Genomic DNA, 15659 nt, shown 5'->3' on the forward strand with positions numbered 1-15659 from the left:
AAGTGCAACGTTGTTTACACCAGACATACGGGAAGAACCAACACCCATCGTTCCTTTTTCTGCGATCAGCATTACACTTGCATCAGGATGCTGAGCCTGTAAAGCCTTGATTTCTTCCTGAGCTTCAGGAGTGATCATGCATTTTCCGTGAAGTTCTCTGTCTGAACGCGAGTGAGCCTGGTTTCCGGGAGAAAGTAAATCGGTTGAAATATCACCTTCACCAGCGATAAACGTTACCACTTTAATTTCTTCTGCAACTTCAGGAAGTTTAGTGAAAAATTCTGCCTTTGCATAGCTTTCCAAAATATCTTTGGCGATTACATTTCCAGCTTCGTAAGATTCTTTTAAACGGGCTGTGTCAGCATCGTACAAGTAAACCTGAGTTTTAAGAACTTCAGCAGCCTGTTTTGCAGTTGCTTCGTCATTTCCTAAAGCCAAATCAAGTAAAACCCCGATTGAAGGTCCACCTTTCATGTGAGACAGCAATTCAAAAGCATAAGTAGGAGTGATTTCTGCAACTGCGGATTCACCAAGAATAATTTCTTTCAAAAATTTAGCTTTCACACCTGCAGCACTTGTTGTACCAGGCAAAGTGTTGTAGATGAAAAATTTAAGAGAATCAGCTCTGTATTCGTTTGCTGTATCTTTGATCTGCTCAATAATTGCGCTCAGTAAATCTGCGCCGTCAATTGGTTTTGGGTGAAGCCCCTGTGTTTTTCTTTCCTCGATTTCCTGGATGTAATCCTGATAAATATTCATAATTCTAGAAGTCTTTTCAATCTTTATTTTAGATGTTTACAGTTTTTGAAACTGCAAATATTTTTTTTGAATTTTTTGAAACTGCGTGATTCAGCTAAAAATCAGTCAGTTGTAATGTGAGATAAAATTTTAAATTAAATTGACAGAAAAGAATCATCTTCAATTTTATAAAACAAGCGTTTTGGTCAGCTCTAATCATGCGAAGTGCTCGAAAGGCTTTCTGTAAAATGTTTTATTAAAAATTATCAAACATTTAAAAATGCTGTCAAATTTACGAATTTTAAATATTTTATTAAAGCATCGCTATTTAGATTCTTTATAAATATACATTTTATAAATTCTATTTTACTATTTTTGAAAGATAAAACTACATGATGACTCCTAAAATTCCTTTCAAGATGACCTTATTGGCATTTACACTATTTAGTTTGTTTTTAAGTTCTCAATCCAAAACTTTAAAAACCAAACCGTTATCAAAGGTTCCGGTTAAAAAAACAGCAGTCCGCAGTTCTGTTTCTGATGATGTTTTGCCTAAAGATGTAATTGTTCTTGATGAGGAGGTTCCTGTACTTATTCCTCAGAAAAAAGACGGAAAATTTGGGTATGTAAACCAGAACGGGAAATTCATTATTCAGCCTGAATACCATATTGCCCTGTTCTTCGGTGAAGACTGTAATCTCCTGTACTCACCAAATGAAAAGGTGAAAAAATTTGGTTCAAAAAACTATGCAACAGTCGATAAAGGTGGAGTTTCCTACCGTATTAACATGTCCGGAAAAATTGTCTATACCTATAAACCTGCCGATTTAGGCGTCTGCAAGGCTGAATATAAAAAAGCACGTTTCCACGCCTACCGTCTGAATGGAAAGTACGGTTTGATAGAAGACGGAAGGTTTGTAAATCCTGCTGATAAGAAGCAGTTCACAATTTATCCTTCCTACGATTTTCTTTTTGTAATGGAAACCAATGACGTGGCAAACCCTATGATTATCGCTGCCAGCAACGATAAATTCGGAATCATTGATACTAAAAACCAAATTGTAATCCCTTTTGAATACAGAGATATTAAAAGAAACTACAGCTGGAAACTGGGCAAAATGTTTGAAGTCACCAAAGACGATGTCAACTATTACTACATCGATATTCACAACAAATCTTACAAGTAAAAAATAATTTTAAAGATTATCCAAAAAAGTATTACTTTTGCCGATGAAATTTAAGGGGTGCCCCAACCGGAGCTGAGATTATACCCAATGAACCTGGAACAGGTAATGCTGTTTAGGGAACTTAAAAATGAGCAATGAATAATAGGTAATGAGCAATCATTAAATATTACTTATTACCAATCACTCATTACTTATTCATAATCGCCCCTTTTATTCATTTAAATTTTAAAAATTTATAAGAATGAAAGGATTTATTTTTTTAGGGCTTACCGTAGCCGCCAATTTTCTTAATGCTCAGACCGCAGACACCGTTGCTGTGAGGGAAATCGAAGCTGTGAGCTTTACCAGGCGACTTCCTGTTGCAAAAGAAATTATCAGTGTTCAGAGAGATCTTGACAGTAAAAACCTCGGGCAGGATCTTCCGATGTTGCTGAAAAATCAGACTTCAGTTATTTCTACTTCAGATGCCGGGAATGGCGTTGGATACACGGGTTTCAGGATTCGTGGAGTTGCTGGAAGAGGAATTAACGTGATGATGAACGGTGTTCCGTTTAATGATTCCGAAAGTCAGGGAACTTTTTTTGTGAATGTTCCGGATCTGACGAGTTCGGCATCTCAGGTCGTTATTCAGCGTGGTGTGGGAACTTCCAATAACGGAGTTTCGGCGTTTGGAGCAAGCATTAATATTATTTCTAAAGAACCTGAAGAGAAGTTTTATTTTAAAACCGATGACAGTTATGGTTCGTTCAATACCTACAAATATTCCGCAGAAATAGGTTCTGGGAAGTTCTGGAAAGACCGTCTTTCTTTGATGGGTAGATATTCTCATATCCATTCCGATGGTTTTATCGACCGTGCTTCTTCTGATCTGCATTCGTATAATTTCACAGCATTGTTTGAAGAAGGAATGACGAAGCTGCGTCTGATGACCTTTGGTGGAAAAGAAAAAACCTATCAGGCATGGAATGGAGTAGACAGAAAAACATGGGAAACCAATCCAAGATATAATTTTTCAGGTGCAATATATGACGCCAACTGGGAAAATATCGTAGGGTTTTATGATAACGAAACCGATAATTACCGACAAAATCACTATCAGTTACTTTGGGAACAGGGTTTAAATGAAAACTGGAGTCTTGAGACGACGCTTCATTACACAAAAGGCCGTGGTTACTACGAAAACTACAAACAGGGCGATCCTTTTGCGAGATACAATCTTCCGGATATTAATGGCGAAGAATATTCAGATTTTATCAGAAAAAAATGGCTGAATAATGATTTCTACGGAGTTGTTTCTACATTGTACGGGAAATTTGACAATTTAGATCTAAATTTTGGCGTTGTCGGAAATCAATATTATGGAAGACATTATGGAAATGTAACTGATGTTTTCAATCCGCAGATTGTAGAATCTGAATATTACCGAAACCGTTCGGTGAAAAATGAAGTTGCAGGTTTTGCCAAAGCCTTGGTAACGGTAAATAATTTTGAATTCTTCGGAGATCTTCAATTGAGAAATATTGATTACGACACAAAAATTCTTCAGGAAGGAGATTTTGAAGGTGCAAATCTCAATAAAAACTGGCTGTTCTTCAATCCTAAAGCCGGTGTAAATTATAAAATCGGTGGCGGAAAAGTTTTTGTTTCCTACGCTCATGCACAGCGCGAACCGAATCGTGATGATTTAATTTCAGATAACGATGTGAAATCTGAAAAACTCCACGACTTTGAAGCGGGATTTGAAAAGCATTTTGGGAAAGTAGCTTTTACAGCCAACCTTTATTATATGTATTACCTGAATCAGTTGGTTTTAAACGGGCAGATCAGCAATATCGGTGAATTTATCAGAACCAATTCAGGTAAAAGTTACAGACGTGGGATTGAAATTGGTGCTTTGGCAAAAGTTTCAAAAAAGTTTGAAATTTCTGCCAACGTTAGTGCCAGCCAAAATCAGAATTTAGATTTCAGAATTGAGGACGAAACAGGAGTTCAGAATCTGGGAGACACCGAAATTTCTTTTTCTCCTAACTTAATTGCCAATTTAACATTGAAGTACAGTCCGGTAAAGAATTTCCAGTTTATGCTGACCAATCAGTATGTCGGTAAGCAATATTTAGACAATACCCAAACTCAGGATTTACAGCTTAACGATTATCTGCTGACCGATTTCAACGCGCAGTACGATTTTAAGATCAAAAAACAGGAAGTGGCTCTGAAGCTTTTAATCAACAATATTCTGGATCAGAAATATGTCAACAATGGCTATGTTTACAACGGCCCCGTATACTTTTCACAGGCCGGAATCAACTTTATGTTCGGAATCAGCTGGAAAATTCAGTAAAACACACCAAATCATTTTTTATAGTTTCTAAGTAATTTAGAATTAATTTGAGAGACCGCTTCGGCGGTCTTTTTCATTTTATTTAAAACTCAAAAAAGTCACGAAAAAGTCATAAATTTGTCGCCAAATGAATATTTCAGCATACATTTTAGAATATCTGAAGAAGCACGGAAGCGTTACCGTAGCAGGATTTGGTGTGTTTTACCTCGAAAATTCAAAGGCAAAGCTCAATCCTGAAAACGGCAGCATTCTTCCGCCATCCAGCCAGATTGCTTTTAAAGTAGATTATCTGGCAGAGTCTGATGACCTCATCAGCTACATCGCTTCCCAAAAAGGAATTACTTTTGAGGCTGCTAAGAATGAACTCCAGATTCAGACCGATTTCTGGAAGAAAAAACTTCAGGCAGACCATTCTCTTGAAATCCAAAACTTCGGACAGATCGAGCAGGGCGACAATGGGATTGCGTTTTTCGGTAAAAGATTAGCCTCAGATCATCCGGATTTTTATGGTTTGGAAGAGATCCGTTTTTCAGATATCAGCAATGGTGAAAAATTAATTGAAGCCAGCACAAAAGAAAAAGATTATAAATTCAGCAAATCTATTTTGTGGATTTTCCTTGTCGCAATCCCGGTTGCGGGCTTGATCTATCTTGGAATTGCCCAGAAAGAACTGCTGTTTGGCAATCAATCTTTCGACAGTCTCTCCGCACAGACCAAAACGAAGCGTATCGAAAAAACGGTTCCCGTACAACTGGATTCTGCTCAGATTAAAATCGCTGATTCTCTTAAAAGAGCAGCTTTCAAAGCAGATTCTTTAAAAACCGATTCCCTGAAAAAGGACTCCATCCGCAAACATACACCAAGAAAATGGTATCCTAAAAAAAGAAAATCTAAATGGCAAAAATAAAAAAGGCGTCAGAATCTCTTACGGTGATGACGAATATCGTTCTTCCTAACGACACCAACCAACTGAGAAACCTTTTTGGAGGCGAGTTACTTGCAAGAATGGACAGATGTGCATCCATCTCTGCAACAAGACACTGCGAGAGGAGAGTAGTAACGGCATCTGTAAATCACGTATCATTCGATCACCCAATCCCTGAAGGCGGAATCGTGGTAATGGAATCTAAAGTTTCACGCGCATTTTCAACTTCAATGGAAATTTATGTGGATGTTTGGTTGGATGATCCGATTAATCATAAAAAAATCCAGACCAACAAAGGAATTTACACATTTGTGGCTGTAGACGAATTCAACAGGCCCATCCCGATTCCGGACATGGAACCTGAAACCGATATCGAAATAGAACGACACGCTGCCGCTTTAAGAAGAAAAGAGCTCTCACTGATTCTCTCGGGCAGAATGAAGCCAACAGATTCTGTGGAACTGAAAAAATTATTCGCAGGAGAAATTGATGTATAAATAACGACGGAAGAATTATCTTCCGTTTATTTTTAAATGTAATCTGAGATGATGAGAATCTTACTTTTAGACAAAAACCACCCTTTAATTACCAAACAGCTTTTAGCCAAAAACTGTATTCTTGAAGAAGATTTTACCTCGCCGTACGATGAGGTCTGTGCTAAAATTCAAAACTATGACGGTGTCATTATCCGCAGCAGAATTCCTATGGATAAAAACTTTCTGGAGCATGGCAGAAATCTGAAATTTATCGCCAGAGTAGGAGCGGGGATGGAAAATATTGATATTCCCGTGGCTGAAAAATTAGGAATTAAACTCATCAATTCACCCGAAGGAAACCGTGATTCTGTAGCAGAACATGTCGTTGGGATGCTTCTCATTTTAATGAATCGTCTGTTCATCGCTTCTCAGGAAGTAAAAAACGGAATTTGGCTGCGTGAAGAAAACCGTGGCGACGAACTGCTTGGAAAAACCGTTGGGTTAATTGGCTACGGAAATATGGGAAAAGCCACTGCCAAAAGACTTTCGGGGTTTGGATGCAGGGTGATTTTTCACGATATTCTTCCCAATCTTTCAGATGAATTTGCCACTCAGGTCAGTCTGGAAGAGTTAAAAGAAAAAGCTGAGGTCGTAAGCCTTCACATTCCTTTAAATGAACAAACGCATTATTTAATTGATGAAAAGTTCATCGCTGAAATGAAAAACAGTTTCTATTTCGTCAATACTGCAAGAGGGAAGAATGTTGAAACGAAATATTTAGTTGAAGCTTTAAAATCAGGAAAAGTGAAAGGCGCCTGCCTTGATGTTTTGGAATACGAAAAGGCTTCTTTTGAAAAATTAGAATCTAGAAATGAAGATTTAAATTTTCTTTTAAATTCTGAAAAAACTATTGTCACACCGCATATAGCCGGATGGACGCATCAGAGCAAGGAAAAACTGGCGCAGGTGATTGTGGATAAGATTGTGGCGGGATTTTTTAATTGATTCTCGAGTCATTCTTTTGTTTTTCATTGACTTTGTTGAATCTTTGATTTTAGCATTATAATAAAAAATGAACCTTCATTAAAATTCATATAATTGTAGAAGTGGTTTTTACAAGAAAAGCCAGACGAAGTGATTAGTGTAGAAGCGGGGGGTGTATCTTGATAAAAAGTTTAGCAATAATAAACAGAAAACAAATACAGATTGGAGTTTCTGAATATAAAAAAGGAAATTTAAATAAACGTTATTATATGAAGTTTTACTCCAATAGTTTTTTTTACGTTTTCATACTGTGGCCATTATTATGTTTCCTTTTCAAAAAAGACGATGCAAATGTTGATGGATATGATGAAATTGGTTTACCATTCATATTTTATCGTCGATTTTACGGTAAGTGCATTGAATGCAGAAAAGTGGGCTTTTTCTTTTTTAATTTATTGTATGACTTGTTGTTGTTAATGTTTATATCATATATACCGACATTAATAAAAAAAATGTTGAGTAGCAAAAAGTCAAAAAAATACAAATAGTTGCCGTACTTAAAAAAAATCACTTAAATAATGCTGTCGCGCTTCGCAAAATCTCCCGACTTGAGACAGCTTCCGCTCCATCATAAAGCTACTGAAAATTTAGTAATCGAACCAACTTCAACTCAACTCGCCACCCGAAAGGATTCGTTAGGCAAAGGGATTAAATTAGATAATTTGGGATAAATATTTTTTTATATTTTGTGTTAGCATAAAATTTAACTTTTTTATGGAAAGTGGTGTTATAAAAATCACTCTGATAGTAAGTAATACTTTACATCTTTAATATCCCCGCTTCGAGGATCCATCGTAAATTCCCAACTACGCATACTTATGTCTATTATAACTTTACAATACGGTATGTTAAAATCATCATATGCTTTACCGAAACTTACGGCGCGCTCTGCCCTAGACTTTAGGTCTGGCAAACTATTATAAAAACCTGATATTGCTTTCTCTTTATCAATAATTTTTGCAGTTATAATTTTATTTTCATATTCTACATCTTTTTCTTCAAATACTTTGATGGCAGAACTATGATCACGTTGGTAGATTTGACCTTTCATTAAATTGAAAACTTGTGTTTTAAAATTTAGTGAAAGTATCTTCAATATTTTTTTTTCATCCAAAGGAAAGTCTCTGTCATAGAATTGTTCGAAAATTCGCCCTTGTCTATCTATTAAAATTACATGCTTAATATCTAACAATTCTTTCTCAGAATTTATTGAGCTGTATTTTTTAACATCATATACATATTTGCAATTTCCATCATCACAAAAACTATAGGTCAAAAGTTCCTTTAAATCTTGTCTTTCATAGATTCTATTCAACGAAATAAATTTTTCCTCAGTCAAAAGCTCGTTTCCCTTATATCTATAGAATTCGTAATTACCAATTTTTAAATTAGAAAATTTTGCTATATAAAATTCTCCATTCTCAACAGGAATTTTAACTATACTGTTTTTTAAAACTAAAGAATTAGCGTATTTCTGTTGGACTAAAGAATCATATTTGGATTTGATATAATGAGAATATTTAGAATCTGATTTATCCTTATAGATAAATGTATCCTCAGTCCTAATAACATTATGATACTTTTCTGTAATTTCAAAAAATTCGTGTTTTTGCATATCAATTAGTGATTGAAGATTTTCTTTTTTTTGGGCAAATAAAAGATTAATGGTGCTAAATACTGCTATGAACAAAAGTCTTTTCATTTTGAAATAACTAATTTTTTATTATTGTTACTGTATCATCTTGCCAGTAAAAAATTAATTCCCCGCTTCGCAAAGTCTCCCGACTTTAAACATAACCATTTTCTTACAGATGACCAGCAGGGATAGATATCAATCTCAATCAATCGTTAAAGTCCAATTCATATTATTAAGATCCTGTAAAGTAAGATCATATCTTTTATAAACCAAATTGTTGTTTTTAATATAATCCCAACCTTGCGTTTCTAATGTTGATCCGTCAAAAACATAAATCATCATTACACCCGAAGGTATTCTATATTTAAAAATACTTTCGTACGAGGATTTCGAAGCAAAAACCTGATCAGTTGTTTCATTTGCACTTACTTTACTGAATCCATTAAGCGCCGGATTAGGTTTGCTTTTATAAGCATTGACATCAGGATATTGTGTTGACCAATCAATGTAAAAAGTCTTATTAGTTTTGTTTACTATGGTAATCAATTGGTGATAGTCTTCCCTGTTACTCGCTTCACAACTTACTAATAAAATTAAACCACAGAGTATAATAATAATTTTTTTCATCATAAAATTTATTTAGGCATTATAAAATAATTTGGTTGCTGGCTGACCATCTAGTAAAGGATTACTCGCAACATTGAAGTAATATAATAACTATTGTTTTGGTTACCTACTTCGCAAAATCTCCCGACTTTGAGACAGCTTCCGCTCCATCATAAAGCTACTGAAAGTTTAGTAATCGAACCAACTTCAACAACCTCAACTCGCCACACGAAAGGATTCGTGGAGCAGCGAGTGACATTTCCAAAATGGTCATTTCTCTATCTTTAGAGATGGTAAAAAATATCTATCCTGCTTCTTTTCAGGAAGTTTTTTATAGCATAAGCCTTTTAAATTAGGTGTTCTATAAATATTATCCATTCCGGTATCCCTGCAAACTTCTGTTTTTCCATCATCCATTTTTATGCAATTCGGAACGAAGTCTTGCTTATTTAAAATTTCTGGATGAACAGTTGGATAATAACGTTCATTCATTATCAGTTTTTCTAATATAAATTCAGAATAACCTTTTCTCACTTTTATTTGGTTGCAATAAGATTCAGACTCTTTTTTAGAAACGATTTTATATCGTGCATCACCGCCTTTTATATAAATAATGTAAAAATTGTTTATTGAATCTATTTTGGTTACTTTATAATATTGGTCTAAATCAACCTTTTTTTTTGTCAGACAAGAAATTAAGATATTTAAAGTTATAATTAGAAAAAGTATAGTTTTGAATGTAGATTTCATAATTTATTTTATAATTAATATTGATTTATCATTTGATTCATAATAAGTCTCTATAGGATTATAAACACCTTGACGATAATATTTAAAAATTACGCCCGAATTTCTGTCTAAAAATGATTCTGTAATAGAACACGCTTCGCAAAGTATCCTGACTTTGAGACAGCTTCTGATACAAAATAAATATACTTAAATTTTTGAAATTGAACCAACTTCACTCATCATCAATTCTTACCTTCGCACATGATTGATTACAATATTTCAGCGGGTTTCCCCAGGCGCCGCACGAATCCTTTCGTGTGGTCTTCTTAAAAAAAACAATCCTGTTTTCAAAGCACACAAAGAGTAAATCAATTACTCAAAAATAGCAATTAAAACATAGTTTTTTTTATAAATATTGTGCAAATCAGGATTAAGGCTTATCCTTATTTTCTCTTCTTGTAATTAATCAAAATTCAGATTGAAACCTTCAGCGGTTGAAAAAAACTCAGGAATGATTCCGTAAACAAGAATCTGCTGTCCGTAGCCAAAGGGATGCCCTCCCGAAGGCTTCGGAATGACGCCCGAAAGCTTCTGAATGAAGAATAAAATCTAATGAATGCAGTTTGTGATTTTCTGAGTAATGACAAGGGTTTGCGGGATGTTTTAATTCTTTATTGCGAATGAAATCGCGAAAAAAAGCAATCAAAATCACTATTGTAATGAGTTTTTTATTTTAGTAAGACATAAAAATTTTAAATATGAAGAAAATAAAATTATAAGGTCCCGTTCCCGTAAGAATCCGTGTGGTCAGTCTTAAAGGCCAAAAATAGCTCTGCTTACAATACTACCACAAACTTAATTTTAAACTAAAAAAAAATCAAACAAAATCAAAAACTTAGATATAATAATTCCAGCTTCCTAACCGAAGCGGATTTCCTTTTCAATTATGTTAAATAATTCATAATTTACATAACGCATTCAGTCATTCTTTTTGGTTTTATTAAATTGCCGTTCATTTTTTAATTGGCTATGAAGAAGTTTAAACTGGTACTGGCGGCAACCGTCTTTCTCTTGAGTATTTCATGTAAAAATAAATCCGAAAAACACGATGAGGCGCAGGCTTACACTTCCAATCTTCCCAATTTCAGCAATGTTAATTTAGATGAGGTTTTCAACAAAGAAGATTCCTACCTTTCAGGGAAAGATGCCACTATTCAATACATCAAAGGGTATTATGACAAAGTCTGGGACAGAGGCAATCTGAGTGGTGGAATTCTGGTAGCCAAGGGAGACGAAATTCTTTTCGAAGGTTACAGAGGCTTTGCAAGGGAGGGAAATCAAAACCCGATCAGTAAAGATACTCCACTTCACGTGGCTTCCGTTTCAAAAACAATGACGGCAATGGCTGTGCTTAAACTGATCGAAGCCGGAAAACTTAAACTGACAGATCATTTAACGGCTCATTTTCCAGGGTTTCCCTATCCGAACGTGACCATACAAACCTTATTGGATCAGAGAAGCGGACTTCCGAAATACGAATATTTCATCGATAAAATAAAACCTGCACCGGCAGAACTTTCAAAAAATTATATCACCAATCAGGATGTGCTCAACATGCTGATTAAGTACAAACCCGAGCTGGCAAGAGACACCGACACCGGCTTCATGTACTGCAATACCAACTACGCCCTTCTTGCTTTGCTGATTGAAAAAGCAACCAATACGCCTTTCCCGAAAGCGATGAAAGAAATGGTTTTCGCCCCTTTGAAAATGGAGCATTCCTATATTTTTGAAGAGAAGGATATTCCTACCGCTTCGCAATCTTTTTATTTTGGCGGAAACAGACTATATCCTCTGGACCGTCTTGATTTAATTTATGGGGACAAAAATGTCTACACAACACCGAGAGATCTTTATAATTTTTCAAAAGCCATGTTTTCGAAAGATTTTCTTAAGCCTGAATTGAAAAACATGATTTTTGAACCTTACAGCAATGAAAAGGCCGGACAGAACAATTACGGTTTAGGTTTCAGAATGAAAATTTTTGATAACGGTGAAAAACTGACCTACCACAACGGCTGGTGGCACGGAACGAATTCGGTTTTTGCCCATTTGCTGAAATCTAAAGTGACGATTGTCGCAATCGGAAATAAGTATTCAGGAAGAGTTTATTCGGCACTCGCTTTAGCTGGTCTTTTCGAAGATTTTCCGCCACAAAAAGACAAGCTACATCACATAATGAATGAAAATCAGGACTCTCTGAAAACAGGAACTGAAGTTTTCGGAGAATAATGAGTATTTTTGCGCAAATATATTCATGAAAAGAATTTTTTTATTTTTAACGGTGCTTCTTCTTTTGCATTCCTGTGCAAGAGTCGGCTCGCCAATTGGTGGCTCTAAAGATACTATTGCACCAAGTGTAATCGGTTCTAATATTGACAGTACAAGAATTAATGTTTCAAGAAATATTAAGGAATTAAGAATAGATTTTGACGAATACATCACGCTGAAAGACATCAATAAAAATCTGATTATTTCTCCGCCCATCAAAAGCATCAAAAGAATTCTTCCCTCCAATATTGCCAATACGTCGCTGTTAATTCAGTGGTCAGATACCTTGCAGGCCAATACCACTTACAATTTTAACTTTGGAAATTCCATTGCGGATAATAATGAATCCAATATTCTGAGATACTACAATTTCGCCTTCTCAACCGGTGAAAAGCTTGATGATCTCTACATTTCCGGTGAAGTAAAAGACGGTATGGCCATCCGGAAAACGGCCACTTCAGAAAATAAGAAAGTTGTAGGTCTGTATAAAGTTTCAGATACTATGAACTACCGCGAAAAACCTTACTACATCTCAAGAGTAGACGACGACGGATATTACGAACTGAATTATCTTTCGCCGGGAAGATATAAAATTATCGCTTTTGAGGACGAAAATACCAATTCGGTTTACGATCCCGGTAAAGAAAAAATTGCTTTTCAGAAAGAAGAAGTAATAATAGATAAGTCTATTTCAGGTTTAAATTTAAGAATGTATCCTTCCAAAAAGTCTGTGAAATATCTTGAAATGAAAGAAATGCCCGGCGGAATTCTAATGACATTTGAAGGCAACCCCGATTCTGTAAAGGTAAATCCGCTGAATGAGAAAATGAAGGATTTTAAAGTTACTCATAAACCAAAATCTGATACGCTTAAAATCTGGTTTGATGCCATGAAAAATGAAATCGGTCAGGGCACTACAGAAAATCTGAAGTTTACTTACGATGCGGGAGTTATCAAAGATTCACTCTTTAATGCATCGCTGTTTTATAAGTACAACACGAAAAATAAAATGTCATTAGAGAACGGAATCGGCGGCAACCTTCTGGCTCCAAAAACCGATTTTAAAATTACATCCAATTACATTATTGATAAAATTCAGCCAGAAAAATGGACTTTAAAAACGGACAGTATTTCGCAAAACTTCACTGCAAAAATTTCAGAAACAAACCCTTATGAAATTCTGATTAATTCTGATTTTAAAGAAGGTAAAAAATATTCACTCACCGTTCCCAAGACGACCGTTTTATCCTATTATGAAAAAAATGCAGATTCAAAAAGATTTGATTTTGAAGCAGATAAAATAGAAAATTACGGAAGTCTGACCTTTAAACTTACCAATGCTCCTGTTACAAAATACTGGATTCAGCTGATGGATTCAGGAGAAAAAGTGATTTATCAGAAATACACTTCCGGCGCTGAGGTTAAGTTTGATATCGTAAAACCCGCGGAATATATCGTAAGAATTCTGGTAGACAACAATGAAAACAAATTCTGGGATCCTGCCGATTTCAGTAACGAAACTTTTGCAGAAGATGCTTTTGTTTACTACAAACTGGCTCTTTCGCGCCCGTTGTGGGATTCTATTGAAAACTGGGATTTGAAAGATACCAAAACACTGGATCTTGAAGCAATAAAACCAGCAGCACCTGTTGAAAAAGAGCAGCAAAATAATCCGGTAAATCCTTTGCAATCCGGAGGAACGATGCGGAGTGACAACAATATGAATCTTCAGAACAGAAGATAATGAAAACAGCCAAAAAAGTTTTCTTCTGGGTTTTGGTAGGTTTTGCTTTGATTCAGTTTATTCCTGTGGATAAAGTCAATAAACCTGTTGATCAGAAGCTCAATTTTGTAACCACGGAAAACACTCCTGCTGAAGTTGCTGTATTGATTAAAAATGCCTGCTACGACTGTCATTCCGACGAAACCGTTTATCCGAAATATGCACAGATTGCGCCTATTTCATGGTCAATTAAATCTCACGTAAACGACGGCAGAAGACATCTCAATTTTTCAGTCTGGAAATCCTACAATGCTGATTTGAAAAAAAGTATGCTCCAAAAGTCTGTTCAGACCATTCAAAACAAAACCATGCCTCTTCCAGGATACAGTGTTTATCATGCTGAGGCCAATCTTACAGCGGCACAGCAAAAAATACTCACCAATTATTTTGAGTCTGTTTTAAAAGCCGGTAAGTTTTAATTAAAAGTTTTTGATATACGTTTCAAGGAATTTTTTCTGAGAATCAAAAGCGATATCATCGGGATTGATTTCATTTAAAGGAATCCACACAGTATCAGAAATTTCAGAGATTTCCAGGTCGACTTCAAACTTTTCTGCTACATTGTATTCAAAGAAAAGATCAATCGTGTTGTAATCAATTTCTTTGTACTGATAAACGTTTGGAAGACTCGCCAGATACTTTAGATTTGAAATATGAATATCGAGTTTCAGTTCCTCGAATAATTCTCTTCTGCACGTATTTTCTGCAGATTCTTTAGGATCGGTAAATCCACCCGCCATATCAAGTTTTCCTTTTTTAGGATCCTGATTTCTTCTTGTCAGAAATATCTCATCACCACAGCGAATAACCACGGCAACTGCACCTGCTACATTATTGTAAAGAACGAAGCTGCATTGTGTGCAGCTCCATTTTTTTTCCTGATCCCATAGAAGTGTTTGATTGCCACAGTTTGGGCAGAAAGTTAGATTTTTCATTGTGCAATATTAGCATTTCTCGGATGATAATTCAAAATCACATCGCGTAATTCTTCATTTTTCAGATGAGTGTAAACTTCGGTTGATGTAATGCTTGAATGACCCAGCATTTCCTGGATAAACCTGAGATCGGCTCCATTCTGAAGCAAATGTGTTGCAAAAGAATGTCTGAAGGTGTGCGGTGAAATTTTCTTGCTCACTCCGGCCTTATCAGTAAGTTCTTTAATAATAAGGAACACGATCACTCTTGACATTGAAGTGCCGCGACTGTTCAGAAACAAGGTGTCTTCATGTTTTTTAGCTACCTTATATTCAGATCGTACTTCGTAGATATAATCTTTGATCAGATCTGCGGTGTAATGAGCCAAAGGAACGAATCTCGTTTTGTCACCCTTGCCATTTATTTTAATGTAGTTTTCCTTAAAATTAATATTAGAAATTTTAATGTCAATCAGCTCAGAAACACGAAGTCCGCATCCGTACAATACTTCAATAATGCAGTGATTTCTTTTTCCTGTTTTGGATGAAATTTCTATAGCATCGATAATTTTGTTGATGTCTGTAAGACTTAATGTGTCGGGCAGATAAAGTCCCAGTTTTGGACCTTCCAGTAAAGCAGAAGGATTGTCTTCTCTTACTTCATCTTCCAGTAAATATCTGAAAAACGCTTTGATAGACGATATCCATCTTGCCTGTGATCTTTCACTGAATTTCTGCTTGCTGAGTCTGAAAATATATTCCTGCAGATTTTCATAGGTGATTCTGTCAGGGCCTGTATTTTCCAAAGATTCTTCAGAATAATCTTTTAATTTTTTAATGTCGCGCACGTAGGCGTCGAGCGTGTTTTCTGAAAAATTTCTTTCAAAACGAAGAAATATTTCAAAATCCTTAATTTTTTCTTCCCAAGTCATTTGTGTGTTTTTTAATT

14 protein-coding genes, 1 pseudogene and 1 riboswitch are annotated in these 15659 nt (G+C 35.5%); of the genes and pseudogenes, 9 read left to right on the forward strand and 6 right to left on the reverse strand.

Annotated elements, in window-relative coordinates; genetic code table 11:
• Positions 1-759, reverse strand: a pseudogene (locus ASG21_RS20535) (bifunctional aconitate hydratase 2/2-methylisocitrate dehydratase); the annotation flags it as partial.
• 371 nt (positions 760-1130) lie between these two features.
• Here ASG21_RS20535 and ASG21_RS03005 point away from each other — a divergent pair.
• The 6 genes from ASG21_RS03005 (at position 1131) to ASG21_RS20160 (ending at position 7382) form a co-directional block, all read left to right on the forward strand.
• On the forward strand, positions 1131-1925 hold the full coding sequence (locus ASG21_RS03005) for a WG repeat-containing protein (RefSeq protein WP_241773445.1): 795 nt from the start codon (positions 1131-1133) through the stop codon (positions 1923-1925).
• 43 nt (positions 1926-1968) lie between these two features.
• A riboswitch (TPP riboswitch) is annotated at positions 1969-2063 on the forward strand.
• 103 nt (positions 2064-2166) lie between these two features.
• A complete protein-coding gene (locus ASG21_RS03010; protein WP_056075694.1) occupies positions 2167-4266 on the forward strand; it encodes a TonB-dependent receptor plug domain-containing protein in 2100 nt (699 codons plus the stop codon).
• 127 nt (positions 4267-4393) lie between these two features.
• Positions 4394-5173 (forward strand): hypothetical protein, encoded by a 780-nt coding sequence (locus ASG21_RS03015; RefSeq protein ID WP_157844504.1) that lies wholly within the window; start codon positions 4394-4396, stop codon positions 5171-5173.
• The gene (locus ASG21_RS03020) at positions 5161-5688 is read left to right on the forward strand and encodes an acyl-CoA thioesterase (protein ID WP_056075697.1); all 528 of its coding nucleotides are present in this window, start codon (positions 5161-5163) and stop codon (positions 5686-5688) included. Before ASG21_RS03015 ends, ASG21_RS03020 begins: the two co-directional genes overlap by 13 nt.
• Before the next feature lie 51 nt (positions 5689-5739).
• Positions 5740-6672, forward strand: coding sequence for a 2-hydroxyacid dehydrogenase (locus ASG21_RS03025; RefSeq protein WP_056075700.1), 933 nt, complete (start codon positions 5740-5742; stop codon positions 6670-6672).
• A 557-nt stretch (positions 6673-7229) separates the two neighbouring features.
• A complete protein-coding gene (locus tag ASG21_RS20160) occupies positions 7230-7382 on the forward strand; it encodes a hypothetical protein (protein ID WP_157844505.1) in 153 nt (50 codons plus the stop codon).
• A gap of 65 nt (positions 7383-7447) precedes the next feature.
• On the opposite strand, the gene ASG21_RS03030 is transcribed toward ASG21_RS20160, so the two are convergent.
• From ASG21_RS03030 to ASG21_RS03040, 3 genes are all read right to left on the reverse strand, one after another.
• On the reverse strand, positions 7448-8413 hold the full coding sequence (locus ASG21_RS03030; RefSeq protein WP_056075703.1) for a hypothetical protein: 966 nt from the start codon (positions 8411-8413) through the stop codon (positions 7448-7450).
• Between the two features lie 135 nt (positions 8414-8548).
• A complete protein-coding gene (locus ASG21_RS03035) occupies positions 8549-8893 on the reverse strand; it encodes a hypothetical protein (protein ID WP_128414204.1) in 345 nt (114 codons plus the stop codon).
• A 330-nt stretch (positions 8894-9223) separates the two neighbouring features.
• Entirely contained in the window at positions 9224-9703 is a 480-nt protein-coding gene (locus tag ASG21_RS03040; RefSeq protein ID WP_056075709.1) for a hypothetical protein, read from the reverse strand.
• Positions 9704-10711: 1008 nt separating this feature from the next.
• On the opposite strand from ASG21_RS03040, the gene ASG21_RS03045 reads away from it, so the two are divergent.
• Genes ASG21_RS03045 through ASG21_RS03055 form a run of 3 tightly spaced genes read left to right on the forward strand, consistent with a single transcriptional unit; the run spans position 10712 to position 14215 of the window.
• Positions 10712-11974, forward strand: a complete 1263-nt coding sequence (locus tag ASG21_RS03045) for a serine hydrolase domain-containing protein (RefSeq protein ID WP_056075712.1) — start codon at positions 10712-10714, stop codon at positions 11972-11974.
• Positions 11975-11999: 25 nt separating this feature from the next.
• Positions 12000-13757 (forward strand): Ig-like domain-containing protein, encoded by a 1758-nt coding sequence (locus ASG21_RS03050; RefSeq protein WP_082482340.1) that lies wholly within the window; start codon positions 12000-12002, stop codon positions 13755-13757.
• Positions 13757-14215 (forward strand): heme-binding domain-containing protein, encoded by a 459-nt coding sequence (locus ASG21_RS03055; protein ID WP_056075716.1) that lies wholly within the window; start codon positions 13757-13759, stop codon positions 14213-14215. The genes ASG21_RS03050 and ASG21_RS03055 overlap by 1 nt, the downstream gene beginning before the upstream one ends.
• Here the strand turns inward: ASG21_RS03055 and ASG21_RS03060 are convergent, their stop codons facing one another.
• Together ASG21_RS03060 and xerD are read right to left on the reverse strand one after the other, a co-directional pair.
• Positions 14216-14731: an NUDIX domain-containing protein gene (locus ASG21_RS03060; protein ID WP_056075718.1), complete on the reverse strand. Its 516-nt coding sequence runs from the start codon at positions 14729-14731 to the stop codon at positions 14216-14218. It lies immediately after the preceding gene.
• On the reverse strand, positions 14728-15642 hold the full coding sequence (gene xerD, locus ASG21_RS03065; RefSeq protein WP_056075721.1) for a site-specific tyrosine recombinase XerD: 915 nt from the start codon (positions 15640-15642) through the stop codon (positions 14728-14730). Before xerD ends, ASG21_RS03060 begins: the two co-directional genes overlap by 4 nt.
• Positions 15643-15659 lie beyond the last annotated feature (17 nt).

This window comes from Chryseobacterium sp. Leaf394, assembly GCF_001424105.1.
Classification (GTDB): domain Bacteria; phylum Bacteroidota; class Bacteroidia; order Flavobacteriales; family Weeksellaceae; genus Chryseobacterium.

Coding starts and splice junctions, on each gene's coding strand:
- ASG21_RS03040 (WP_056075709.1), bottom strand. CDS start 9,703: ATGAAATCTACATTCAAAACTATACTTTTTCTAATTATAACTTTAAAT.
- ASG21_RS03015 (WP_157844504.1), top strand. CDS start 4,394: ATGAATATTTCAGCATACATTTTAGAATATCTGAAGAAGCACGGAAGC.
- ASG21_RS03060 (WP_056075718.1), bottom strand. CDS start 14,731: ATGAAAAATCTAACTTTCTGCCCAAACTGTGGCAATCAAACACTTCTA.
- ASG21_RS03055 (WP_056075716.1), top strand. CDS start 13,757: ATGAAAACAGCCAAAAAAGTTTTCTTCTGGGTTTTGGTAGGTTTTGCT.
- ASG21_RS03005 (WP_241773445.1), top strand. CDS start 1,131: ATGATGACTCCTAAAATTCCTTTCAAGATGACCTTATTGGCATTTACA.
- ASG21_RS03010 (WP_056075694.1), top strand. CDS start 2,167: ATGAAAGGATTTATTTTTTTAGGGCTTACCGTAGCCGCCAATTTTCTT.
- ASG21_RS03030 (WP_056075703.1), bottom strand. CDS start 8,413: ATGAAAAGACTTTTGTTCATAGCAGTATTTAGCACCATTAATCTTTTA.
- ASG21_RS03020 (WP_056075697.1), top strand. CDS start 5,161: ATGGCAAAAATAAAAAAGGCGTCAGAATCTCTTACGGTGATGACGAAT.
- ASG21_RS20160 (WP_157844505.1), top strand. CDS start 7,230: ATGCTGTCGCGCTTCGCAAAATCTCCCGACTTGAGACAGCTTCCGCTC.
- ASG21_RS03025 (WP_056075700.1), top strand. CDS start 5,740: ATGAGAATCTTACTTTTAGACAAAAACCACCCTTTAATTACCAAACAG.
- ASG21_RS03050 (WP_082482340.1), top strand. CDS start 12,000: ATGAAAAGAATTTTTTTATTTTTAACGGTGCTTCTTCTTTTGCATTCC.
- xerD (WP_056075721.1), bottom strand. CDS start 15,642: ATGACTTGGGAAGAAAAAATTAAGGATTTTGAAATATTTCTTCGTTTT.
- ASG21_RS03045 (WP_056075712.1), top strand. CDS start 10,712: ATGAAGAAGTTTAAACTGGTACTGGCGGCAACCGTCTTTCTCTTGAGT.